Source organism: Kitasatospora sp. NPDC002965, assembly GCF_040611255.1.
Lineage (GTDB): Bacteria > Actinomycetota > Actinomycetes > Streptomycetales > Streptomycetaceae > Kitasatospora.
This window is the reverse complement of record NZ_JBEXNT010000036.1, coordinates 1-21,213: the sequence shown is the minus strand read 5'-3', so window position 1 is coordinate 21,213 and position 21,213 is coordinate 1. Positions and strand designations below refer to the sequence as shown.

The window sequence follows — 21,213 nt, the reverse complement described above, 5'->3', positions numbered from 1 at the left end:
CCCCTCCGGGCCGCTGCTGGACTTTTCCGAGGGGCGCGTGCGGGGAGGGGAGTGGGGGGCGGCTTCATGACGGGCTGGGCGCCGAGGTTTCGTGAGGTACCCACCAGCAGCGATCCGGGCTTAGCGCACGATCTGGCATAGATGTTCCTCAACCCCCTACCCCCACTCACTGAGCTCCAGAGCCACGACACACAACTACTCTCCGCAGTCACGCGCCACGGTCCCCGCCAACTAGCACGGCCAACTCACACACCAACCTGCAGAAACTCCGGCAGGCCCCGCCACCTATGGGTTCCAGTCACAGGATCTGTGACCAGCACCGGTACCCGGCCACGTGCAGAAGCCGTCGGCCGACGCGGGATCAACTGCATTCGCTGTGCGGCTGAGCCGCGGCACGCTGGTCCGAGCAGGAGCGCGGGCCCGTCCGGGGACGGCCCGTCAACAGGAGGACAGCGGGCGCGTGGCCCGTACGGGTGAGGGAGGGGCGCGGTTTTCGCGAGCCGACGGGCGGGGCGGCAGATCGCGGGGCGGTGTTCTGCCCGCCGGACCGCTCCGGGTGTGGTGATCTTCCCCCTGTGGCCGGCGGTGTCCGCCGGCCGGTCCGTCGGTGATGACTAACGGTGAGGAGGCGGCATGTCCGAAGGCGTGGACGTTCCGGAGCGTGACGAGGCCTACTTCAAGGCCCTTGTCGAGCGCGACAGGAAGGGCCTGGAGGGGAGCGGGGGAACCCTGAACCTGCTCACATTCAGGGTGGAGTTCGAGGACGAACGCCGGCCTGCCGTGGCGCGGCAGCTGGACAGCGCGGAAGCACTCGCCGCGACCAAGGCGGACGCGTTCGTCCTGCCCGAGGGCTGCCACTACCGGATCAGGGTCGACTTCCGTGTCGACGATGCGCCCGTGTCCGGGGTCCTGTACACCAGCAGCCACTACCGCAAAGGTCTCAGGGTCGGCCGGGACAAGCAGATGTTGGGTTCGTTCCCGCAGCAGGGAATGCCGCACTCGGCGACCTTCCCCCGTCACGGCTGGGAGGAGGCACCCAGCGGGATGCTGAACCGTGGGAGCTACACCGCCAAGGCGGAGCTCCACGACGACGAGGGCAAGGCACTCGCAGAATTCGAGTACGCCTTCGACATCAGGACGGCCTGACCCGGCGCCCCGGGAGGCAGCGCCGCACCATCCCCTGCGTTCGTCCTTCCGAACTGCACCGACAGGGGCAGGCCCTGGATCCCGGGGCCTGCCCGGCCGGCTGTCTCCGACAACCGTGGCCAGGTGCTCCTGACAGGTCACCCGTCCAGGAAGCCGCCTGCACCCGTGCCCCGGCGCGGCGTCCGCCCGGGCCCGCCTCGCCGCGCTCCGGGCCGATCCGCTCGCGGCCGGGCTCCACGAGAAGGCCCGCCGGCGGTTCGCCCCACTCGACGGCACGCCGGCGGCCGGCACCCGCCGCGACCGCCCCCTCGGGCGCCCGGGTGCCGCTGCCGCCAGGGGCGCCCCGGCGCGGGTCCGCAACGTGCGAAGGCGCCATCGCCCCCTCCCGACGCGTGCACACCTGGGAAGCCTCATCCGGACAGACGGAATCACCTGCGAAGGCGAGGTGCGCCAACTAGAGTCGCGGCCAAGACAGTTCGCCGCCGGGCGCGCGGCCCGACCACCGGCCACCCGCGAGCGGGCGGTACCACCGCCCCGGTGTGCCCGGTGTCCGTACCGGCGGCGAGCAAGCACGGCCCGTCCCGTACCACCGCACCACCGGCCCGTCCGCCGCAACCGCCGCCGGACCGGGCCGACATGTCGCCGAGTAGACAGGGAACCCGTGCCATGGACTTCCGGACCGGCCGCCGTACGGCGATCGCCGTCACCGCCGCCCTCACCGCCGGAGCGCTGCTGGGGGCCGCCCCCGCGACGCCGGCCGCACCCGTCGCGGCCACCGCCCCCACCCCGACCATCCTGCAGACCGGCCTGCCCGCCCGGTCCTTCAGCGACCCCACCGGGGTCAACGACAACGGCGTCGTCGTCGGCTACGCCTACGGGTCCGGCCAGGGCAACGACACCAGCGCCATCCGCTGGAACCCCGACCTCACCCCCACCACCCTCCCCCCGCTGTCCGGCGAGGACTTCGCGCAGGCCCTGGGGGTGAACGACGCGAACCTCGCCATCGGCATCTCCTGGCCCGCCTCCCGGGACCGCTACCGGGCGACGGCCGTCCGCTGGGCCGCCGACGGCACACCCACCGTCCTGCCGCCGCTGCCCGGCGACCAGTACAGCAAGCCCACGGCGATCGGCTCCGGCGGCGCCGTCGTCGGGGTCTCCGGCAACGGCGCCGTGGAGCACGCCGTGGCCTGGCGCCCGGACGGCACCGTCGTCGCTCTCGCCCCGCTGCCCGGGGGCACCAGGAGCGAGGCCGTCGACATCAACGGCGCCGGAGTCGCGATCGGCCGCTCCTCCACGGGGAGCGGCACGTACCGCGGCGTGATCTGGAGCTCCACCGGCACCCCGACCCCGTTCCAGACCGGTCCGACCGGCGGGGCCGGCGACGTGCCGGTCCAGATCAACGACGCCGGCACGGTGATCGGATGGGCCGACCGGCCGCAGTCGACCGGAACCGTCCGGCACGGCCTGGTCCGGTCGCCCAACGGGGCGATCCTCGACCTCGGGGCGAACACCCTGCCGGTCGCGATCAACGGCTCCGGCACCGTCGTGGGCCAGCACCAGCCGAACCCGACCTCCAGCCAGACGTCCGCCGCGAAGTGGAGCCCCACCGGCACCCTCACCCCTCTCCCCCTCGCCGCCTCGTCGGGCGCCAAGTCGACCGCCGTCGGGATCAACGACTCCGGCACCGCGATCGGCTACTCGTGGGACGGCATCCCGGCCCGGCAGTACCAGGCGGGCAAGATCTGGGCCGCCGACGGCACCCTCACGGACCTCGACCCCACCGGCACCACCAACACCACCCTGTTCATCAACAACACGGGCCTGGTCGTCGGGCTCTCGCTGTTCCGGTCTGCGGGAAGTCTCTACCCCTCCCACCTGGCCACCGTCTGGCGTCCGTAGGGTCCGAGTCGCCTGTGCCGCACCGGGATCACCCGCAGGGTGACGCACGAGGCGGCGTGGCGCCGAACCTGCGGGTCGGCGCCACGCCGCACGGCCGGTGACCGGGCGATCAATTGACTGCCCAAGGCCGGCGTCCGCCCGTAGAGTGACCGGATGGCCGGCCGAATGGATCAGAAACCTTTGCAGGAAACCGGAAATGACGCGGTATCACCCGCCCCGACCCATGTGGTGGGCCTGTCACCCGTGTTCACCGACCCGTTGTGGCGGATCCCCGTCCGGCTGAACCCCGTCGAAGTCGCCCTGCTGCGCACCGAACCGCTGCGGCGCCTGCACTTCGTGGCACACGGCGGGGCCTCGACGATCAGCACCCTGCAGTCGTACTCCCGGCTCGAACACACCCTCGGCGTGCTCGCCCTGGTCGCGCACTTCCGTCCGGAGGACGAACTCCTGCGGGTAGCGGCGCTGGTGCACGACATCGGCCACCTGCCGTTGAGCCACACCTTCGAAGGCCTCTCCGGCCTCGACCACCACGCGATCGGCCTGCAGTTGCTGCGGGCCGACCCGATCCGTCCGGTGCTGGAGGAGCACGGGATCAGCGCCGGAGCCGTCGTCGCCGCACTCGGCGCGCAGCCGCCCTCACCGCTCACCAACCGCTCCGGCCTGCTGAATCTCGACCATCTCGACTCCTACGTGCGCAGTGGGCGTGCCGCCGGGCGCCTGGACGCCGATCCGGCCGCACTGCTGGGCCGACTCCGGCTCAAGGACGCCGCGGTGTCGGCCGACCGCGAGACCGCCGCCTCACTGGTCGGCCTGGTCTGCGCGGAAGCACGGCTGCACACCTCGTGGGACAACGTGGGTCCGGTCTCGGTGGTCCGCCGCCTGGCCCGCCGGCTGCTCGACAGCACGGACCTCGCCCCGGCCGGGCTCGCTCGGCTGACCGATCCGCAGCTGTGGTCCGCGCTCGACGCCTGCGAGGCCACGCGGGTGGAGAGTGCCATGATCCGGTACGAGCCGCACCGGCTGAAGGTCACGGCCGGCAGCGCTCCGGGCGTTCCCGGGGACGCCTCCGGCTGGGACTTCTCGCTGCGCAAGATCTACAGCTCCGAGCCGCTGGTGGACGGGCGGCGGATCGAAGTGTCCGCGCCGGAACTGGCCGCCGAGCTCGACGCGCTGAAGTCGCTGTCCACCACGTTCCGCGTCCGGTGGGACTGAGACACCCGGCACGGGGACGCGGGGACGCGACGACGCGAGGGCGCACCGGCGGGCGAAAGGAGAGGACGTCGCCCCCGGTCCGCCCGTCGCACGAGCTACTGGCCCACCCTCCCGTCGACGCACTCGCGCAGCAGGTCGGCGTGCCCGCAGTGTCGGGCGTACTCCTCGATCCGGTGGACCATCAGCTCCCGCACCGCGATCCCGTCCTTCCCCAGGCGCTCGCCGAGGTCCGGGTGCCCGGCCAGGGCGGCATCGGTCGCGGCCTGCTCGCGCGCCAGATCCGCGTACGCGCCGTCGACCACGGCCTGTTCGGCGACGGCTTCGTCGAAGTCCGCGTCGCGCCTGCCGTACAGCTTCGGCAGCGGCTCACCGTCGGTGATCCAGTTCTGCCAGTCCCGTTCCACCTCGGCGAGGTGCCGGACGAGACCGAGCAACGACATCGTCGACGGCGGGACCGACCGGCGCGCGAGCTGTTCGGCGTCGAGGCCCTCGCACTTCATCCGCAGGGTGGTGCGGTAGTCCGCCAGGAAGTTCAGCAGCGTCGCGAGCTCGCCGTCCGGACCGGTCTGGTCCCGGGCACGGGGGTCGTCGTCCGGATCGGCCCACATGTCGGGGTAGACGGTCGCCCGGCTCCATCGTGCGGGCCGGTCGGTCTCGGTCGGGTCGGTCGGGAGGAGGTCGCTCATGCGTTCCATGATCGTCGGAGAGGGGACGGTTCGCCAGCGGGTTTCCCCGCGACGACCGGCGACGACCGGCGGTGACCGTCCCGGCTGCGCGGGCCCCGGCGGTGAGCGTGCCGGCGTGACGCGTGCTCGAACGTCCTCAGCTCATCAACTCGGGCGCGAAGTAGTCCCGCAGGCGAGCGATCCTCCCGTCCCGGACGCGGAAGATCTGCACCAGCGAGACCGTCTCGTCGCCCCCTCCCCCGTCACCGGCCCCGTCACCGGCCCCGTCGAAGACCGTGTCGATCTCGGCGATGAACACGTCGGGATCGGCGGTCACGTGCAGCACGTACCCGGACTTCTCCAGGTTCGGCAACCGGCCGCCCTCCGACTCCCGCTCGTAGTAGGCCGCCATCGTCCGACGGATCTCCTCGCGCCCCACCAGCTTCCTGGGGAAGGCGGCGCCGGCCGGCATCAGCGGCGCTTCGAGGACACCGTCCTCGGTGAAGTTCTCGGCCAGGGCGTCGGCGTTCCGGGTCAGGGAACCCGCGTAGACGTAGCTCTGGAAGATCTGCTGCGGCGTTCGGGACACGGTGGCCTCCCCTGGACTCGGACACGGGGTACCACACCATCACAGGATTGCTTCCGGGACGACCGGTTCCGGGCCGATTCCTGCTCCGGCCCGGGGCCGGGCGCGTTCCGGCGGACCGGCCGGACACGCGTTCGCCCCGCCCACCGGGTGCGGCGGACGGGGCGAACGGGACTGACGGGGCGGACGGACCGCAGACTGGCCTCGGTCAGGTCAGATCAGGTCAGGCGCCCGCGGTGGCCAGGTCCTTGATGTCCTCGTAGCCGAGGCCCAGCTTGTTGTAGAGGCGCACCTCGTCCTCGGTCAGCCCACCGCCCTTGGTCAGCTCCTTCACCTGGGCGTCGGTGAGCGGCGTGGCCGCCGCCGCACCGGCCGAGTCGTCCGCGCCACCCACGGAGGCACCGCCGAGGCCGCCGCCGAGGAGGCCGCCGAAGATGTCCTCGATGTCCGCCGAGGTGATCTCGGCGGCACCGGAGGGCGCCTGGACCGCCGGGGCGTCCTTGCCGAACGCGATCCGCACCGGAAGCGTGGCGCCCGGGGTGGGCTTCTCCTCCAGCTGGGCGAGGTCGAAGGTCACGGCGGACAGCGCGCCGCCGTCCAGGTAGAGGTCCAGGGCCAGCTTGCGGTCAGGCACGTCACTCGGGACGGCCTTCGGCAGCTTGGCCCCGCTCGGAAGCTCCTTGGCCAGCGGCTCGACGGCCTTCAGCAGGTCGTCCGCCAGCTTGCGGGCGGGAGCGCTGAGGGTGATCAGGTCCTTGCCGTCCTTCTTGCCCTTGTCCTCGAAGGAGACGTCACTGGTGAAGATGTTCTTCAGCGACGTCGCGAGGCCCTCCGAGACCTTCGGGTCCAGCGTGGGCGCGGCGGAGGGCGAGGCCCCCGCCTTGCCGCCGGCCGACTTCGCGGAGTCCTGGAGCGCCGACGCGTCGAAGGTGACCCACTTCCCGGTCAGACCGTCCTTCAGGGCCGTCGGCAGGCCCTCCGTCATCTCCTTGACCTGGGCCGGGTCCTCGCCGACCAGCGTGGCGATGCCCGCGAGGTCGGCCTGCGCGTAGGTCTTGCCGCCGACCTGGCGCAGCTCGACCAGCGACGCGCCGCCCTTGCCGGTGAGCGCGTAGGAGAAGGAGACCGACTTGTCCGACAGCGCGTCGACGGTCTTGCCGTCGGCGCCCTTGCTCGGCTTGACGTCCTTGAGCGGCTTGTCCGCGCTGAAGGAGACCGCCAGGCTCACGGCGGAGAGCGCGGCCGCGGTCTCCGCGTCGACCTTCTCGCCGGTGGCGGTGCCGAAGGCCTCGATCTGCGCGGGAGTCGCGTCGATGGAGAACTTCGCACTGAACGACTTGCTGTCGTTGAGCTTCCCGAAGGCGTCGGACACCTTCTCCGCGGCGGTGAGCTGCTGGACGGTACCGCACGCGGCGAGCCCGGCGGCGAGAACGGTGCTGCAGGCGGCGGCGACCAGGGTGGTGCGGACGGTCCTGCGTATCACGGCGTTGATGGGAAGCCTCCTGAGAGCGGCGTAGAGATCGGGGAAGCAACTGGTCCGCTGCCTGTGTACGACAGGACACAGGCAAGCACAGCGCCCCTCGCGCGGGCACCTGCATTTCCCGGCTGCCTCCCCGGAGCGAGCACAAACTACCGCACCCGACCGACAACCCCCCACGCCCCGTCGCAGGTGAACGGGGCGCCGGACGCCGGGCGCCGGGGGTCAGCGGTAGTACGGCTCGACGACGGACCGGGCCTCGTCGAGCAGGGCGGGGCCCTCCTGCGGGACGGGCGGCTGATCGCTGCCCGGCCTGATGTCCAGGAGCTGTTCGCCGGACAGGGCGAACACCACCCGCCGCAGGCCCGCCCGCCGGACGACCGCCGCGCACATCGGGCAGGGCTCGCAGCTGGTGTACAGGGTGGTTCCTGCCGCCGTGGCCGGGTCCAGCTCCCGCGCGGCCCACCGCGCCAGCTTCAACTCCGGGTGTGCGGTGATGTCCTGATCGGTGAGGGTCGTGTTGCGGTCCTCCGCCAGGACCGTCCCGTCCGGGCCCGCGAGCAGCGAGCCGAACGGCGGGTTGCCGCTGTCGCGGGCCTCGGCCGCGAGTGCGACGGCCCGTCGGAGGAGGGCGAGGTCGTGGGGTGCGGTCATGGCTGCTCCGTCGGGTTGCGTCGGCTGCTGCTTCGGCTGTCTCGGCTGTCTCGGCTCTGAGGACGGTGGAGGTGTGCGGCCACCGCGGCGAGCGCCTCCCGGCCCGTCTCCGGGTGGCAGGTCGTGCGCGGGTCCCCGTCGTAGGGGTCGAGGACGACGGTCTCCGCGCCCAGCAGCCGCAGCCGGTCGAGGTCGTCCGTGATCTGCTCGATCGTGCCCTCACCGGCCTTCCGGTCCGGACCGACGATCGGTGCCCCGGTGAGCCGGAGGGCGATCCGTGGCGCGAAGGCCGGTGCGGGGAGCCCCAGTTCGTCGGCGACGGCCTTCAGCCTCACCGCCGCCTCGCACAGCCACGGCATGGTGGGCCGCAGCGGGTGCCAGGCGTCACCGAAGCGCACGGCACGCCGCAACCCGGCGTCGCTGTTCCCGCCGACCCAGACCGGGATCCGCCCGGCACCGTAGTCGGCGGTGTCGGCCCAGGCCGCCCGAACGGCCCGGAGGTGGTCGTCGGTCAGCCGGCCGCGCTGTTCGAACGGGATCCCGAGGGCGGCGAACTCCTGCCGTGCCCAGCCCACCCCCACACCGAGGACCAGCCGGCCACCGCTCAGCCGGTCCAGGTTGGCCGCCATCCGCGCGGTGAGCAGCGGGTGCCGGTACGGGGCGACCAGGACGGTCGTGCCGAGCCGGATCCGGGTGGTGACGCCGGCGAGCCAGGACAGGGTGGTGAAGGGCTCGTAGAACGGGGCCGGATACCGCTCGGCGACGTCGGGCGTGATGACGAGGTGGTCCGAGACCATCAGCAGGTCGAACCCCAGGTCCTCGACGGTGCGGGCCCAGCTCCGCAGGGCTCCCGGGTCGGTGCCGGGGCCGAAGTTGTGGATGTTGACTCCGATCTTCACAGCTCGAAGCCTAGTCAGGCAGGACGTGCCCCCAGAAGGGATTCCCGCCGGTCCAGGGGCCGTTCCGCCGTGGATGCACCGGTGATCGTGACCTGTCGCCGGGAATCCCGCGCAGCACCCTCCCGGGGCCGGCGCGGCGGGTGCGGCCGGGCCCGCGGGCGGACGGGTCGGCCGGCCGTCGCCCGCCCGTGACGGACCGCCCGCTCGCCCCGGCCCTGCCCCTGCTCGGCGCCGGCCCCCGGCCCCCGGCCACGCAGGGGCGGCGCCGGCTCGGCCGGGGCGGCGCAGGTCAGAGGCGGTCCGGGCGGCGTCGGCGGATAGGGTGCGGTGCGGGCGCGGTGACCTTCCGCCGCCCGCCGCGACCCCCGAAGGAGCCCCCACCATGCCGACCGCACCCGCCGCCTCCGCAGCCACCGCCGGGCCGTCGGTCGGACGGTTCGGTCTGGGCACGGCCGCGGTCGGACGGCCCGGCTACCTCACGCTCGGACGCGACCTCGACCTGCCCGCCGAGCGCACCGTCGAGGCGCTGCGGACCCGGACCCACACCCTGCTCGACGCCGCCTACGCGGCGGGCGTGCGGTACTTCGACACCGCCCGCTCGTACGGCCGCGCCGAGGAGTTCCTCGGCGAGTGGCTGGCCTCCCGGCCGGGGAACGTGGCCGACGTGACGATCGGCAGCAAGTGGGGCTACACCTACACCGCCGACTGGCGGACCTCCGGGGTCCCCGTCCACGAGGTCAAGGAGCACTCGACGGCCGTGTTCGACCGTCAGGTCGAGGAGACCCGGACTCTGCTGGGCAGGCGCCCGGACGTGTACCTGGTGCACTCCGTCACGCCCGACAGCCCCGCCCTCACCGACCCCGCCCTGCACACGCGGCTGGCCGGGCTGGCGGCCGAGGGCGTCCGGGTGGGTCTGTCCACCAGCGGCCCGGCGCAGGCCGCGACCGTCCGGGCCGCGCTGGAGGTCGAGGCCGACGGCCGGCCGCTGTTCGCCGCCGTCCAGTCGACCTGGAACGTGCTGGAGCCGTCCGCCGGGCCCGCGCTCGCCGAGGCCCACGCGGCGGGCCTCCTGGTGGTGGTCAAGGAGGGCATGGCCAACGGCCGCCTCGCCGACCGCAACGCCACCGGCCCCGACACCGCCGCGCTGCGCGCCCTCGCCGCCGCCACCGGCGCGTCCTGCGACGCCGTCGCACTGGCCGCCGCGGCCGCCCGGCCCTGGGCGGACGTCGTGCTCTCGGGGGCGGCCACCACCGCGCAGCTGGCCTCCAACCTCACCGCCGCCGGGCTCGGCCTCACATCGGCGCAGCTCGCCGGGCTGGCCCCGATGGCCGAACCGGCCGAGGCGTACTGGCGCACCCGTGCCGCGCTGCCCTGGGCGTGAGCCCCCCACGGGCCCGCCGAAGGCGACTCGGCGACTCGGCGACGAGAGAGCGCGACACCGGGAGCGGCGGGAGGCGGGGCCCGCCGCTCCGGGCCCGCAGCTCCGGGCCGTGGCACCCCGCCCGGCCGCCTCTGCTACGGTCGACGGGCCGGCCGCGGGACTCCGGTGCGACTTCCGAAACGCGCCTCTACAGCATTGATTCGCAGTTCGCGCCCCCATTCCCCGGCCGGCACTCCGGGTCCGGGGTTACGGACGGCAGCACACAGGGGCGGGGAGCTGAACGGTGGAGACGTACGGCGACCTGATCGCCGCCGAGGACGTGCTGCTCTTCGTCAACGCCGCCATCACCGGCACCGGCCAGCGCGAGTTCCACAGCGGCGCGGACGAGCAGCGCCTCTCGCTCGACTTCCTGCACACGTACATGCTCGTCAACTACCGCGGACCGTACGCCGCCGCGCTCGCCCTGGACATCAACGACCACAACGCGGCACTGATCGTCCGGCACCTGCTGGAGAGCGCCCGCGACGCGACCGTCGAGCAGCGGCACACCGAGGGCCGGCTGATCGCGCGCCGGCTGGCGCTGCTGCCCCCGCAGCGGGTCTACCGGCTGATCGCCGACCTGCGCCGGGCCAAGGTCAACAACCGCCGCACCCGCGCCATCGTGCGCGACTGGCTCGCCGCCCGCCCCGACCAGGCGTTCGACGCCGTGAAGTACCGCGCCGGCCTCAAGCTGGCGCTGCGCCACACCCACCTGCGGACCGTGGCGGAGGAGACCGGCGACTTCCTGTACGCCCCGCGCCGCCGCGCCCGGTTCGAGGCCCCGCTGCTCGACGCCTGGCGGCGTGCCCACCACCAGCAGTCGGCCCTCTACGAGCTTCCCTACACGGTGGCCGAGGGCTTCGCCCACCGGCACGGCATCCCCCGTGCCGCCTTCCTGGAACGCATCGCCCCGCGGATGACCGCCCTGGAGCGGCTGCGCCTCCAGGAGTCCGCCCGCGACCACGGCGCCGACGCCGTCCGCACGGACCTGTCCCGGATGCCGCTCACCCGGCTCGCCTCGTACGTGCTCGGGCTGCCGCCCGCCGACCGGACGGCCCGACGGGCGGAGCTGACCGGTGCCCTGCGCGGCGCGGCCCTCCGGGCCGCACGCACCGCCGGTGCGCGGGAGGGCAGTTGGGGGCGGGTCACGGCCGTCCTCGACGACAGCTTCTCCTCGTACGGCTCGGGCACCAAGCGTCGGCGGCCGCTCGCCGCCGCCCTGGCGAGCCACTTCCTGCTGGAGGTGCTCGCCGACGAGTACACCGCGCTGTGGACCTCCGGCCTCACGGACGCGCTGCTCGCCCGCCCCTCGGGCCCGACCCCGCTCGGCCGGCGGATCCTCGACGCCCTCGACACCGCACCGCAGCGGCTGCTGATCGTCTCGGACGGCTGGGACAACGCGCCGCCCGGCCTGGCCGCCGAGGTACTGCGGGTCTGGCGTACCCGGCTGGACCCGCAGCGGCGGACCAGCATCGTGCACCTCAACCCGGTCTACGACGCCGAGGACTTCGACGTCCGGCGCCTCGCCCCGACCGTGCCCACCGCCGGGCTGCGCGACGCCGAGGACCTGCCGGCGCTGGTCGAGTTCGCCCGGTTCGCGGAGGGCCGTACCGACCTCACCGAGCTGACGGACCACCTGGCCGTCCGCACCGAGCGGTTCCTCGCGGCGGGAGCAGGCCGATGACCACCGTTCCGCCGGCGTTCCGGCTCGACCTGGCCGGCCTCGACACCCGGCCCGCCCAGGTGTGGGGCGGCGTGCGGCTGGTGCCGCTGGTCCGGGACGAGCCGGTCGAGGGGCTCCGGCTCCGCCGGGAGCTCTACGAGGACGAGTTCGCCACCGTCGCGGTGGGCCGCCGCTACACGTACAGCTCGTACGTCCCGCACGGCTTCGTCGCGGACTGGAGCGGCGACGGCACCCCGGCGGCGGCGTACGGGACCCGGCTCGACACGTCCTCGCCGGGGACCCCGCCGGAGCTGGTCAAGGTGCACGCACCGCGCCGGATGACCAAGCGGGCGGACCGGACCCGCCTGCGCTTCCTGCCGCTCCACCTCGCCCTCGAAGGCTACCTCTCCCTGCACTTCGGCGGCCCGTCGATCTCCTGGGAGCAGTGGTCCGAACACGCCCTGCGGCGCGGGCTGTCCCCGCGCGCCGAGGAGGCGTACGGCGGCGCCCAGGTCCGCGGACTCGCCGACGCCCTGCGGCAGTTCGAGATCCACCCCGGCCAGTGCGGCGTCGTGCTCTACGTCGCCGACGCGCTCGCCGCCGCGTTCGCCGTCCCGCACCCCGACGACTACCGGGCGCTGCACCGGAGCCTGCTCCTCGACCTCTACGGCGAGCTGATCCACCACTACGGCGTCCTGAGCACGCCGGTCCCCGACTTCCGGGCCGACCTGCGGGCGGCCGGTCCGGTCGACTCCCCGGCCGCGCTCCGGGCCGCCGTCGAGCAGCAGGAGCGCGCCTGGGCGGAGTTCCACGACACGGCCATGGCGGGCGGGCTGCTGGACGCCGACTACCGGCGCCGGACGGTGTACCGGCTCGACCGTTTCACCCTCTCCCGTTTCCTGCCGGACTTCCGGCCCAAGCGGGAGAACCACATCGGTGAGGCGATCACCGACGAGGACGGCCGGATCGCCTACCTCAAGTCCTTCCGCCTCTCCGAGAGCCAGGTCCGCCGGGGTCACCTCCTCGACCGGCTCGCCGCCCATGACTGGCACCTCCCGGCCACCGCCGAGGCCCTGGGCCTCACCGAGGCCCAGCTCGGGCTCCGTCTGGAGTCGGCCGGCTTCGGCGCGCTCCTGCGCCAGGACGTCCTCGACCACTACCGCCGTCACGCCCGCACGGACGGGCGGTAGGGCGGGCGGTAGGGCGGGCTCCACGGGCCGTCGGGGGTCGGGTGCGCGCACGCGCCGTGACGGCGTCCGTGATCGGCGGGCCCGGTCCGGTGACCGTCCGTGGGCATCGTCGGTGGGCGCCGTCCGTGGGCATGGTGCGGTGACCGTGGGCGGAGGATGATGGGAGAAGGTTCGTAGAAGGACGGTCGGCGATGACCCGACACCTGCCCCGCTCGGCCGGCGCGAGCGGCTCCGGCCCTGCCCGGCCCCCCGCGCACCGGCCCCACCGGCCCCACCGGCCCCACCGTGCCCGGAACCGCCCCGGAGGCGGGCGGCGATTGCCGTTAGGGACCGGTCGGCCGGTGCTCCTCGCCCTGGCCGCGGCGCTGCTGGGCGCGGTGGTCGCCGTCGCCTCCGTGCTCTTCGCCCCGGCCGCGCAGGCCCGGGCAACGGTGCGCCTCGACCCGGACCACGGCCCGGCGAAGACCCGGGTGACGGTCGGGGGCGACGGCTTCCGGGCGTGCCTCCCCGGGACCGCCACCGTGCAGTTGACCTGGGACTCCTCACCGGCCGGAACGGCCCAGGTCGGGTCGAAGGGCCGCTTCACCGGAACCGTCGACGTCCCCGCGAACGCCTCTCCGGGTGCCCACGAGGTGACGGCCGGCTGTACCGCTCCGCCGTCACCCGGCACACCGTCGTCACCCGGCACACCGGAACCGCCCGACGACGGCCCGGTCGTCTCCGCGCCCGGCCCCGCCATCGCGCCCCCGCCCGCCGCCGCGGCGGTGACCGTGTCCGCGACGGCGACGTTCACGGTCGAGGCGACGGGGGACGAGGTGACCTCCACCCTGGCCCTGGAGCCTGCGAGCGGACCCGCCGGGCGGCAGTTCACCGCCGAGGGCACCGGTTTCCACTGCACGAAGAGCGCACTCGTCGTGGTGCGGTGGGACGGACAGGTGGTCGCGCGAGGCGCACCCGCCGCCGACGGTTCCTTCAGCCGTCCGCTCACCGTGCCGGCCGACACGCCGCCGGGCGAGCACCCGGTGACGGCGTCCTGCGGCCCCGACTCCCCGTACCACGCCGAGGCGACGTTCACGGTGCCCCCTCCCGGCGGGAGCGGTTCGACCGGATCCCGGGACGGCCGGCCCGAGCTGCGCGCCGCCCCCGCGAGCGGACGGGTGGGCGAGCCGGTCGCGGTCACCGGCGCCGGCTTCGCCTGCCACGGCACCGAGGTCGAGCTGTCCTGGAACGGCACCACCTGGCGGCGGGTCGCCACCGACGACGGCGGACGGTTCACCACGACCACCCGGATCGCCGACGACGCCCGGCCGGGCCGTTACACCCTGCACGCGGTGTGCCCGGCCTACCCGGCCATGGCGGACGACGCCGCCTTCGAGATCCTGGCGCCCGGCCAGGGCAGCGACCCGGCCGCGGGCGGCGACCCTGGCGCGGACGACGCGACGCCCACCACCTGGGTGGTCGGCCCGGCAGCCGGTGGTGCGGCCGTGCTGGCCGCCGCCGCCGGGGCCTACGTCGTCGGCCGACATCGGGGCCCGCGCTGGGCCTCCGGGCACGTCGCCGTCAAGCCCGCCCCCGGTGAACCACCCCGGCCGCGGGTGGACGAGACCGACGACCCGGCGGGCCCGACCCGCACCGTCCGGCTGGAGCCGCGATCCGATCCCGGCACCCACCGCGTCGAGGAGCACGAGGAGGAGGAATGACCGGCGCCACCCTGACCGACCCGGCCACCGCGCGGGACCTGCTGTTCTCGGCGGAGGCCGGCAGCGCCGTGGACGCGCTCACCGGGGCCCTGCGCGAACAAGGCACCGTCGATGCCCTGATGCGCGGTGTCCCCCGGTTCACCGGCGCGGCCGGGCGGGCCGTCGAACACGAAGTGGCCGCGGCGCTGGACGGCCTGCTCGGCCGGAACCTGTTCGAGTGCGCCGCCTCCGGCTGGAGCCGGTACGCGGCCCTGACATCGGCCGCCCGGCGCACCCGGGCCGCCCCCGACACCGAGGAGGTCGTGGCGCTGGCCAGGCACCGCATCACCTCGACCAACAGCCCGCACGTCGACCTGCTGGTGGACGGCACCCCGGTCGGTTCGGTCCGGATGGCGCTGGCCCTCGTCATCGAGCTGGACGGCGTGGTGGCCGTGGTGCGCCGCGCCCGTCTTGCGGAGATCCGGGCCGGGAACTGCACCGTCACCGGCGCGCTGACCGTCGAACGGCAGACCGTCGCGCAGCGTCGGCTCACCTACGACCTGCCCGGCGCGGTGCACCTGCGCCACGGGATCCCGCTGCTGTCCGACGAACCGGAGGCGGCGGATCCGCCGGTCCCCCGGATCCCCCCGATGCCGACGGCGCCCCCCGCACCGCAACCCCTGTCGCCGCCCCCGCCCGTACCGCTGGACGCGCCACCGCACCCACTGCCGGAGGCGGACCGACGCGCCTCGTGACACGGTCACACAGCGGCCACCGGCCCGTCGGCCTCCCCGCTGACGGGCCGACGGAAAACGAGGTGCGGGGTCGAGCGGGCGCGCAGTAGGGTCGGCGCGATGATGACTCCTCCTTCCAGATCGGGGGTCCCGTCCGCGTGAAGTGAGTGCTGATGCTCACTCGAACCGCGAACGGGGACACCCGGCTTTCCTTCTGGCAGCGCGTGCGCGAGTTCGCCGTGCCGCCCACCATGATCGAGACTTCGACCGCCCGCCGCCTGGTCGGTGACTGGGCCGGGGCATGTGCGGCCGCAGGTGTCGATGTCGACCTGGACCTGCGATCCGTCGCACGCGCCCACGGCAGCGATCTCGCGGCGCTGATCCGCGGCGATCTGCGGCACCTGGCGCCGGACCTGTTGCGCTGGCACCTGCCGAGGGTCGCCCCGGACGGGCTGCTGCGCCCCGGGCTGACCGTGCCGCTGGCACGGTACGGCGCGGGCGCGGTGCAGCTCGTGGTCCGGACTCCCCCGGCCTGGGCGGATGCCGGCCAGCGGATCGGCCTCGCGCTGTGGGACGCGTCCCGCGCCGGGTCCCGCGACCGCCGACATCCGCATCCGCACCCGCACCCCCACCCGCATCGGAGGTTCCGGTTCGACCTGCACCGACACCTCTGGGACGCCCGCCGGGCCCACGAGCTAGGGGAACGAGCCGGCGCCGATCGGCCGCCCGCGGACCGGATCCCGGCGCCCCCGGGGTTCGCCTGCGCCGTGGACCGGTGGGCGGCGGAGGCGGGAATCCTGCTCCGCGCCGAGGGCCGGCCCCCCGGGGCCGTGGCCGTTCGTCTCGGTTCACGGCAGCGGCTGGTCCTCGGCCTGCTCGCCGACGGGGGCGGGCTCACCGTACTTCCGTCCACCGCCGACCGGGCCGCCGGGCTGCCGGTACTGCCCGATGCGGCGACCTGGGTGCTGCCGGACCTTGAGCTGCTCCGGGCCGGGCTGATCCGGCCCGATCGCCTGCACCCCCTGGTCGCCGCGGCGTTGGCTCCGGGCCACCGGCCCGCCCCTGCCCCGGCGGGGGCGCCCGACCCCGCCGGGGCACCCCACCCGGTGGAGTGCCGGGGAGCCCTCCACCGGATCGGGCTGGTCGACGGGGTGCTGGTCCCGCTGGACCACGACCCCGCCGAGATCCGCAGGGAGGAGCTGCTGGCCTCCCTGACCGGCACGCCGCTCCCCTGTCTCCAGGTCATCGACCGGGCGCACCGTCACCCGGAGAACCTCGACGACGTCCGCGCACGCCTCGCCCACGGCGACACCGCCGGTGCCCTGGCCGTCGTCGAGGGGCTGCTCGGGCCCGAAGCGCTGCTGCGCGACGGTGCCTTGCGGGACGACCTGGAGGAGGCGGCCCGACGGCGCATCGTCTACGGGCTGTTCCGCGCCGGCCTGGTCGGTTCCCGGCCGGAGCACGTCGGCCGGCCGGGCCTCCGACGCTCTCGCGGCCGCCGCTCGCGCCCGCGCCACGCCGACTCCCGCTGACCCGCCCCAGCACCTCGCCCACCCACCCACCCGCCGTGAACCGGAAGGTCGTCACCCATGCCTGTTTCCACGCCCCTGTCCACCATGCCCGCCACAGCCCCTGTCGCCTCTCGACTCGACGTCGCCGCAGACCTGTTGACCCTGCTCGGCGACACCGCCACCGAACCGCGCCCGGACACCCGGCTGGAAGCCCTGACCCTGGCCGTAGCCGCCGACCTGCCGGTACTGCTCTGGGGCGAGCCCGGGATCGGCAAGACGGCAGCGCTGACCCGGCTCGCCGAAGCCCTGGACCTCCCGCTCACCACCGTGATCGCCAGCGTGCACGAGCCGTCCGACTTCTCCGGGCTGCCCGTCGTCGGGGACGACCCCGCCGAGCAGGGCGTCCCCATGGCCCCACCGGACTGGGCGGTCCGTCTGGTCCGGGCCGGACGAGGACTGCTCTTCCTGGACGAGCTGTCCACCGCGCCACCGGCCGTCCAGGCGGCCCTGCTGCGGCTGGTCCTGGAACGGCGGATCGGCGCACTCCGGCTCCCGCCCGGTGTCAGGATCGTGGCCGCCGCCAATCCGCGCTCCTCGGCGGCGGACGGCTGGGAGCTCAGCCCGCCGCTGGCCAACCGGTTCGTCCATCTCCAGTGGACCCACGATCCCGAGGTGGTGATCCGCGGCCTCGGCGGGACCTGGCCGCGGGCCACCCTGCCGCGGCTCGACCCCCAACGCCTCACCGGGGCCGTGGACTTCGCCCGACGCGCGGTGTGCGGGCTGCTGACCGCCCGCCCCGCACTGGTCCACCGGCTGCCCGAGAACGAGACCCGGCGCGGCGGCGCCTGGCCGTCACCGCGGAGCTGGGAGATGACCCTCCGGCTGATCGCCTTCGCGACCGCCGCCGGATCCGACCGGGAGGTGCTGTCCCTGCTGGTCCGTGGCACGGTGGGGGACGGACCGGGGCTGGAGCTCCTGGCGAGCGTGGACCGGATGGACCTGCCCGATCCCGAGGCGCTGCTCGCCGACCCCGTGGGCGCCGAGCTGCCCGAACGGGGGGACCTCCGGCAGGCCGTCCTCGACGGCGTGGTCGCGGCGGTCCGCCGGCGCCCGGAGCGGTCCCGCTGGGACGCCGCCTGGGCGCTGCTGGTCCGGGCGGTGGAGACCGGGGCTCCGGACCTTGTGGTGGTGCCCGCGACCACGCTCGCCGCCCTGCGCCGGGAGGACTGGGACGTGCCCGCGTCCATCGAGGGACTCGCCGGGGCGGTGGCACTGTCCCGACGGGCCGACCGCGCGGCCGGGCGGGTGGCCGCCGTGTCCGCCGCGAAGGCGGGCCGATGAGCACGCCTGTGCGGGACACCGCACCCGACACCGCCTGGGACGCCGCACCCGACACCGCCTGGGACATCGCGCCCGCCACCGCCCGTGACGCCGCATGGGACGACGATCCCGACACCGCCTGGGACTCCGCGCCCGAGGCCACACCCGGAACCCTCCGGAACGACGATCCCGACACCGCCTGGGACACCGCGCCCGACACCGGCCCGGCGGGCGGGCCCGGAGCCGGGTCGGCGGCCGGGCCCGCCCCGGTGGCCGAACGGCCGACGACCGCGCCGCGGGCGCCCACGGCGCTGGACCTCGACAAGCTGTTCGCCGCCCGCCTGCACGCCGCCCGGGTCCGGCCCTACCTGGCGACGGCCCTGTTCGCCCTCCACGTCGTGGAGTCGCGGCAGGTCCCGACGATGGCCGTCGACCGGCACTGGCGGTGCTACGTCTCGCCGGCGTTCGTCGCGCTGACACCGGTCGAGGAGCTGGCCGGTGTCTGGGTGCACGAGGTGTCGCACCTGCTGCGCGACCACCACGGGCGCAGCGACCGGGTCGCGCGGGAGCGCGGGCTGACCGGTCCGGGCGAGCGGCTGCGCATGAACATCGCCGCGGACTGCGAGATCAACGACGACGTGTTCGGGGACGGGCTGGTCCGGCCGGAGGGGGCGGTCGAGCCGGCGGCCCTGGGGCTGCCCGAGGGCGAGTTGATGGAGGACTACCTGCGCCGATTCCGCCTCGGACCGCAGATGCAGGACGTGGCGTGGCTGGACTGCGGCAGCGGCGCGGACGGGCTGGACCGGGCGTGGGACCTCGGGCCGGACGGGGCACACGGCCTCGGTCCGCACGAACGGGACGCGGTGCGGTTCCGGGTGGCCCAGGGCATCAACGGCCGTCCGGGGTCGGCACCGAAGGGGTGGCGGCGGTGGGCGACGGAGGCGTTCCACACGCCGCAGCCGTGGCGGGAGCTGCTGGGGTCGGCGGTCCGCTCCGCGGCCTCGGGCACCGGCGCGGGCCAGGACTACAGCTACGGCCGGCCGTCGCGGCGCTCGGCGTCGGTGCCCGGCGCCGTGCTGCCGAGCCTGCGGCGCAGGCCGCCGCAGGTGTCCGTGGTGATCGACACGTCCGGGTCGGTCAGCGACGCCGAGTTGGGCAGCGCGCTCCTGGAGGTGGCGGCGATCGCGCGGGCCGTGGGCGGACGGCGCGACCTGGTCACCGTGCTGCCGTGCGACGCGGCGGCCCGCGCGGTGCACCAGTTGTGCCGGGCCGAGGGGATCCCCCTGGTGGGCGGCGGGGGGACGGACCTGCGGACGGGCTTCGCCGCGGCTCTCCGGGCGCGGCCCCGTCCGGACGTGCTCGTCGTCCTGACCGACGGGCAGACACCGTGGCCGGACACCCGGCCGGCGTGCCGGACGGTGATCGGGCTGTTCTCCCGGGGGCGCGCGGGCAGCTCGTGGCGCGAGGACGATCCCGGCTACCGGCCGGACGTCCCGCCCGGGTGGGCCCGGGTGGTGGAGATCGGCGGCGTCGCCCCCGCGACCCGCTGAGCCCTGCGGAGCGCCGCGCGCGCCCGGGTCCGCCCCGGCGGCTCTCCGCAGGACTCGGCGAGGTCTCCCGACCCCAACTCCTTGACGAAAGCATGACATTGACGCACCATCATGCTGGCGCGCGCCGCAGTTCCTCCCCTGTTCCGTCCCTACGGATCCCCCACAGGAGGACAGTCATGCGACTGCCCCGCCGAGGGAAGCCCGCCGCGGCCACCGCCGTCCTGCTGGCCCTCGCACTCGCCTCCCCGCTCACCGTCCAGGCCGCCGCGAACCCGGTGGCCGCTCCGTCCGCGGTCGCGGACCGAGCCGGTGCGGCCGACTCCGCCCGGCAGTACCGCCTCGACGGGCCCCGCACCGTCGCCGAGCGCACCGCCGTCGCCGCCACCGGCGCCTCCGTCGACGCCGTCCGGCCCGACTCGGTCACCGTCACCGCCACCCCCGCCGAGGCCGCCCGCCTCCGGGCGCTCGGCTGGGCCCCCGTCCTGCTGCCCGGCCCCCTGTACGGCGCCGAACCCGGCGAGCAGGGTGTGGGGGCGTCGGTGTACGACTTCCCGTCCGCCGACTCCGGCTACCACAACTACGCGGAGGCCGCCGCCGACATCGACGCCGTCGTGGCCGCCCACCCCGCCATCATGAGCAAGCGCGTCATCGGCACCTCGTACGAGGGCCGGCCGATCGTGGCCGTCAAGATCAGTGACAACGTCGGCACCGACGAGAACGAACCCGAGGTGCTGTTCACCGCCCACCAGCACGCCCGCGAACACCTCACCGTCGAGATGGCCCTGTACCTGCTCCACGAGTTCGGCGACAAGTACGCCACCGACGGCCGGATCGCCAACGCCGTCAACAGCCGCGAGATCTGGGTGGTCCCCGATCTCAACCCCGACGGCGGCGAGTACGACATCGCCACCGGCCGCTACCGCAGCTGGCGCAAGGACCGCCAGCCGAACTCCGGCAGCAGCAACGTCGGCACCGACCTCAACCGCAACTGGAACTACAAGTGGGGCTGCTGCGGCGGCTCCTCCGGATCCACCTCCAGCGAGACCTACCGGGGCAGCGCCCCGGAGTCCGCCAAGGAGGCCAAGGTGGTCGCGGACTTCGTCCGCACCCGGGTCGTCGGCGGCAAGCAGCAGATCACCGCCGCCATCGACTTCCACACGTACAGCGAGCTGGTGCTCTGGCCCTTCGGCTGGACCACGGCCAACACCACCACCGGAATGACGGCCGACGAGTACAACACCTTCGCCACCCTGGGCCGGACCCTGGCCGGCACCAACGGCTACACGCCGGAGCAGTCGAGCGACCTCTACATCACCGACGGCTCGATCGACGACTGGCTGTGGGGCGTGCAGCGGGTCTTCGCCTACACCTTCGAGATGTACCCCGGGCCGAACGGCAGCAGCGGCTTCTACCCGCCCGACGAGGTGATCGGCCGGGAGACCAGCCGCAACCGCGAGGCCGTGCTGCGGCTGGTGGAGACGGCGGACTGCGTGTACCGCGCGATCGGCAAGCAGCAGCAGTACTGCGGCATCGCGAGCTGACGGCGGTCCGCGCCGGGCGGGGCCCCGTTCGGGGTCCCGCCCGGCGTCCGGCCGGGGTGGCCGCGCC

General features: G+C 74.6%; 17 protein-coding genes. 12 read left to right on the top strand and 5 right to left on the bottom strand.

The window, feature by feature from the left end:
- The first annotated feature begins 633 nt into the window (after positions 1–633).
- From ABZY91_RS16715 to ABZY91_RS16705, 3 genes are all read left to right on the top strand, one after another.
- Complete coding sequence (locus ABZY91_RS16715; RefSeq protein WP_355403026.1) at positions 634–1,146, top strand: hypothetical protein; 513 nt, start codon at positions 634–636, stop codon at positions 1,144–1,146.
- Between the two features lie 666 nt (positions 1,147–1,812).
- Positions 1,813–3,045 (top strand): hypothetical protein, encoded by a 1,233-nt coding sequence (locus ABZY91_RS16710; protein WP_355403024.1) that lies wholly within the window; start codon positions 1,813–1,815, stop codon positions 3,043–3,045.
- A gap of 243 nt (positions 3,046–3,288) precedes the next feature.
- The gene (locus tag ABZY91_RS16705) at positions 3,289–4,257 is read left to right on the top strand and encodes an HD domain-containing protein (RefSeq protein ID WP_355403022.1); all 969 of its coding nucleotides are present in this window, start codon (positions 3,289–3,291) and stop codon (positions 4,255–4,257) included.
- Between the two features lie 95 nt (positions 4,258–4,352).
- Here the strand turns inward: ABZY91_RS16705 and ABZY91_RS16700 are convergent, their stop codons facing one another.
- From ABZY91_RS16700 to ABZY91_RS16680, 5 genes are all read right to left on the bottom strand, one after another.
- On the bottom strand, positions 4,353–4,943 hold the full coding sequence (locus tag ABZY91_RS16700) for a DinB family protein (RefSeq protein ID WP_355403020.1): 591 nt from the start codon (positions 4,941–4,943) through the stop codon (positions 4,353–4,355).
- Between the two features lie 136 nt (positions 4,944–5,079).
- Positions 5,080–5,511, bottom strand: a complete 432-nt coding sequence (locus ABZY91_RS16695; RefSeq protein ID WP_355403018.1) for a nuclear transport factor 2 family protein — start codon at positions 5,509–5,511, stop codon at positions 5,080–5,082.
- A gap of 220 nt (positions 5,512–5,731) precedes the next feature.
- Positions 5,732–6,991, bottom strand: a complete 1,260-nt coding sequence (locus tag ABZY91_RS16690; protein WP_329950767.1) for a hypothetical protein — start codon at positions 6,989–6,991, stop codon at positions 5,732–5,734.
- Positions 6,992–7,210: 219 nt separating this feature from the next.
- Positions 7,211–7,639 carry a nucleoside deaminase gene (locus ABZY91_RS16685; protein ID WP_355403016.1) on the bottom strand — a complete coding sequence of 143 codons (429 nt, stop codon included), beginning with the start codon at positions 7,637–7,639 and terminating at the stop codon, positions 7,211–7,213.
- Positions 7,636–8,538 carry an LLM class flavin-dependent oxidoreductase gene (locus tag ABZY91_RS16680; protein ID WP_355403015.1) on the bottom strand — a complete coding sequence of 301 codons (903 nt, stop codon included), beginning with the start codon at positions 8,536–8,538 and terminating at the stop codon, positions 7,636–7,638. The genes ABZY91_RS16685 and ABZY91_RS16680 overlap by 4 nt, the downstream gene beginning before the upstream one ends.
- Positions 8,539–8,920: 382 nt before the next feature.
- Here ABZY91_RS16680 and ABZY91_RS16675 point away from each other — a divergent pair, with 382 nt between their 5' ends.
- The 9 genes from ABZY91_RS16675 (at position 8,921) to ABZY91_RS16635 (ending at position 21,146) form a co-directional block, all read left to right on the top strand.
- Positions 8,921–9,919 (top strand): aldo/keto reductase, encoded by a 999-nt coding sequence (locus tag ABZY91_RS16675; protein WP_355403013.1) that lies wholly within the window; start codon positions 8,921–8,923, stop codon positions 9,917–9,919.
- Between the two features lie 283 nt (positions 9,920–10,202).
- On the top strand, positions 10,203–11,642 hold the full coding sequence (locus ABZY91_RS16670; RefSeq protein ID WP_329950770.1) for a hypothetical protein: 1,440 nt from the start codon (positions 10,203–10,205) through the stop codon (positions 11,640–11,642).
- Positions 11,639–12,811 carry a hypothetical protein gene (locus tag ABZY91_RS16665; RefSeq protein ID WP_355403011.1) on the top strand — a complete coding sequence of 391 codons (1,173 nt, stop codon included), beginning with the start codon at positions 11,639–11,641 and terminating at the stop codon, positions 12,809–12,811. The genes ABZY91_RS16670 and ABZY91_RS16665 overlap by 4 nt, the downstream gene beginning before the upstream one ends.
- Positions 12,812–13,152: 341 nt before the next feature.
- Complete coding sequence (locus ABZY91_RS16660; protein WP_355403009.1) at positions 13,153–14,511, top strand: hypothetical protein; 1,359 nt, start codon at positions 13,153–13,155, stop codon at positions 14,509–14,511.
- Positions 14,508–15,245, top strand: a complete 738-nt coding sequence (locus ABZY91_RS16655; protein WP_355403007.1) for a hypothetical protein — start codon at positions 14,508–14,510, stop codon at positions 15,243–15,245. Before ABZY91_RS16660 ends, ABZY91_RS16655 begins: the two co-directional genes overlap by 4 nt.
- 152 nt (positions 15,246–15,397) lie before the next feature.
- Positions 15,398–16,756 (top strand): hypothetical protein, encoded by a 1,359-nt coding sequence (locus tag ABZY91_RS16650; protein WP_355403005.1) that lies wholly within the window; start codon positions 15,398–15,400, stop codon positions 16,754–16,756.
- An 84-nt stretch (positions 16,757–16,840) separates the two neighbouring features.
- On the top strand, positions 16,841–18,076 hold the full coding sequence (locus tag ABZY91_RS16645) for a MoxR family ATPase (protein WP_355403089.1): 1,236 nt from the start codon (positions 16,841–16,843) through the stop codon (positions 18,074–18,076).
- Positions 18,073–19,605 (top strand): VWA-like domain-containing protein, encoded by a 1,533-nt coding sequence (locus ABZY91_RS16640; RefSeq protein ID WP_355403003.1) that lies wholly within the window; start codon positions 18,073–18,075, stop codon positions 19,603–19,605. The genes ABZY91_RS16645 and ABZY91_RS16640 overlap by 4 nt, the downstream gene beginning before the upstream one ends.
- Positions 19,606–19,781: 176 nt before the next feature.
- The gene (locus ABZY91_RS16635; RefSeq protein WP_355403001.1) at positions 19,782–21,146 is read left to right on the top strand and encodes a M14 family metallopeptidase; all 1,365 of its coding nucleotides are present in this window, start codon (positions 19,782–19,784) and stop codon (positions 21,144–21,146) included.
- Positions 21,147–21,213 lie beyond the last annotated feature (67 nt).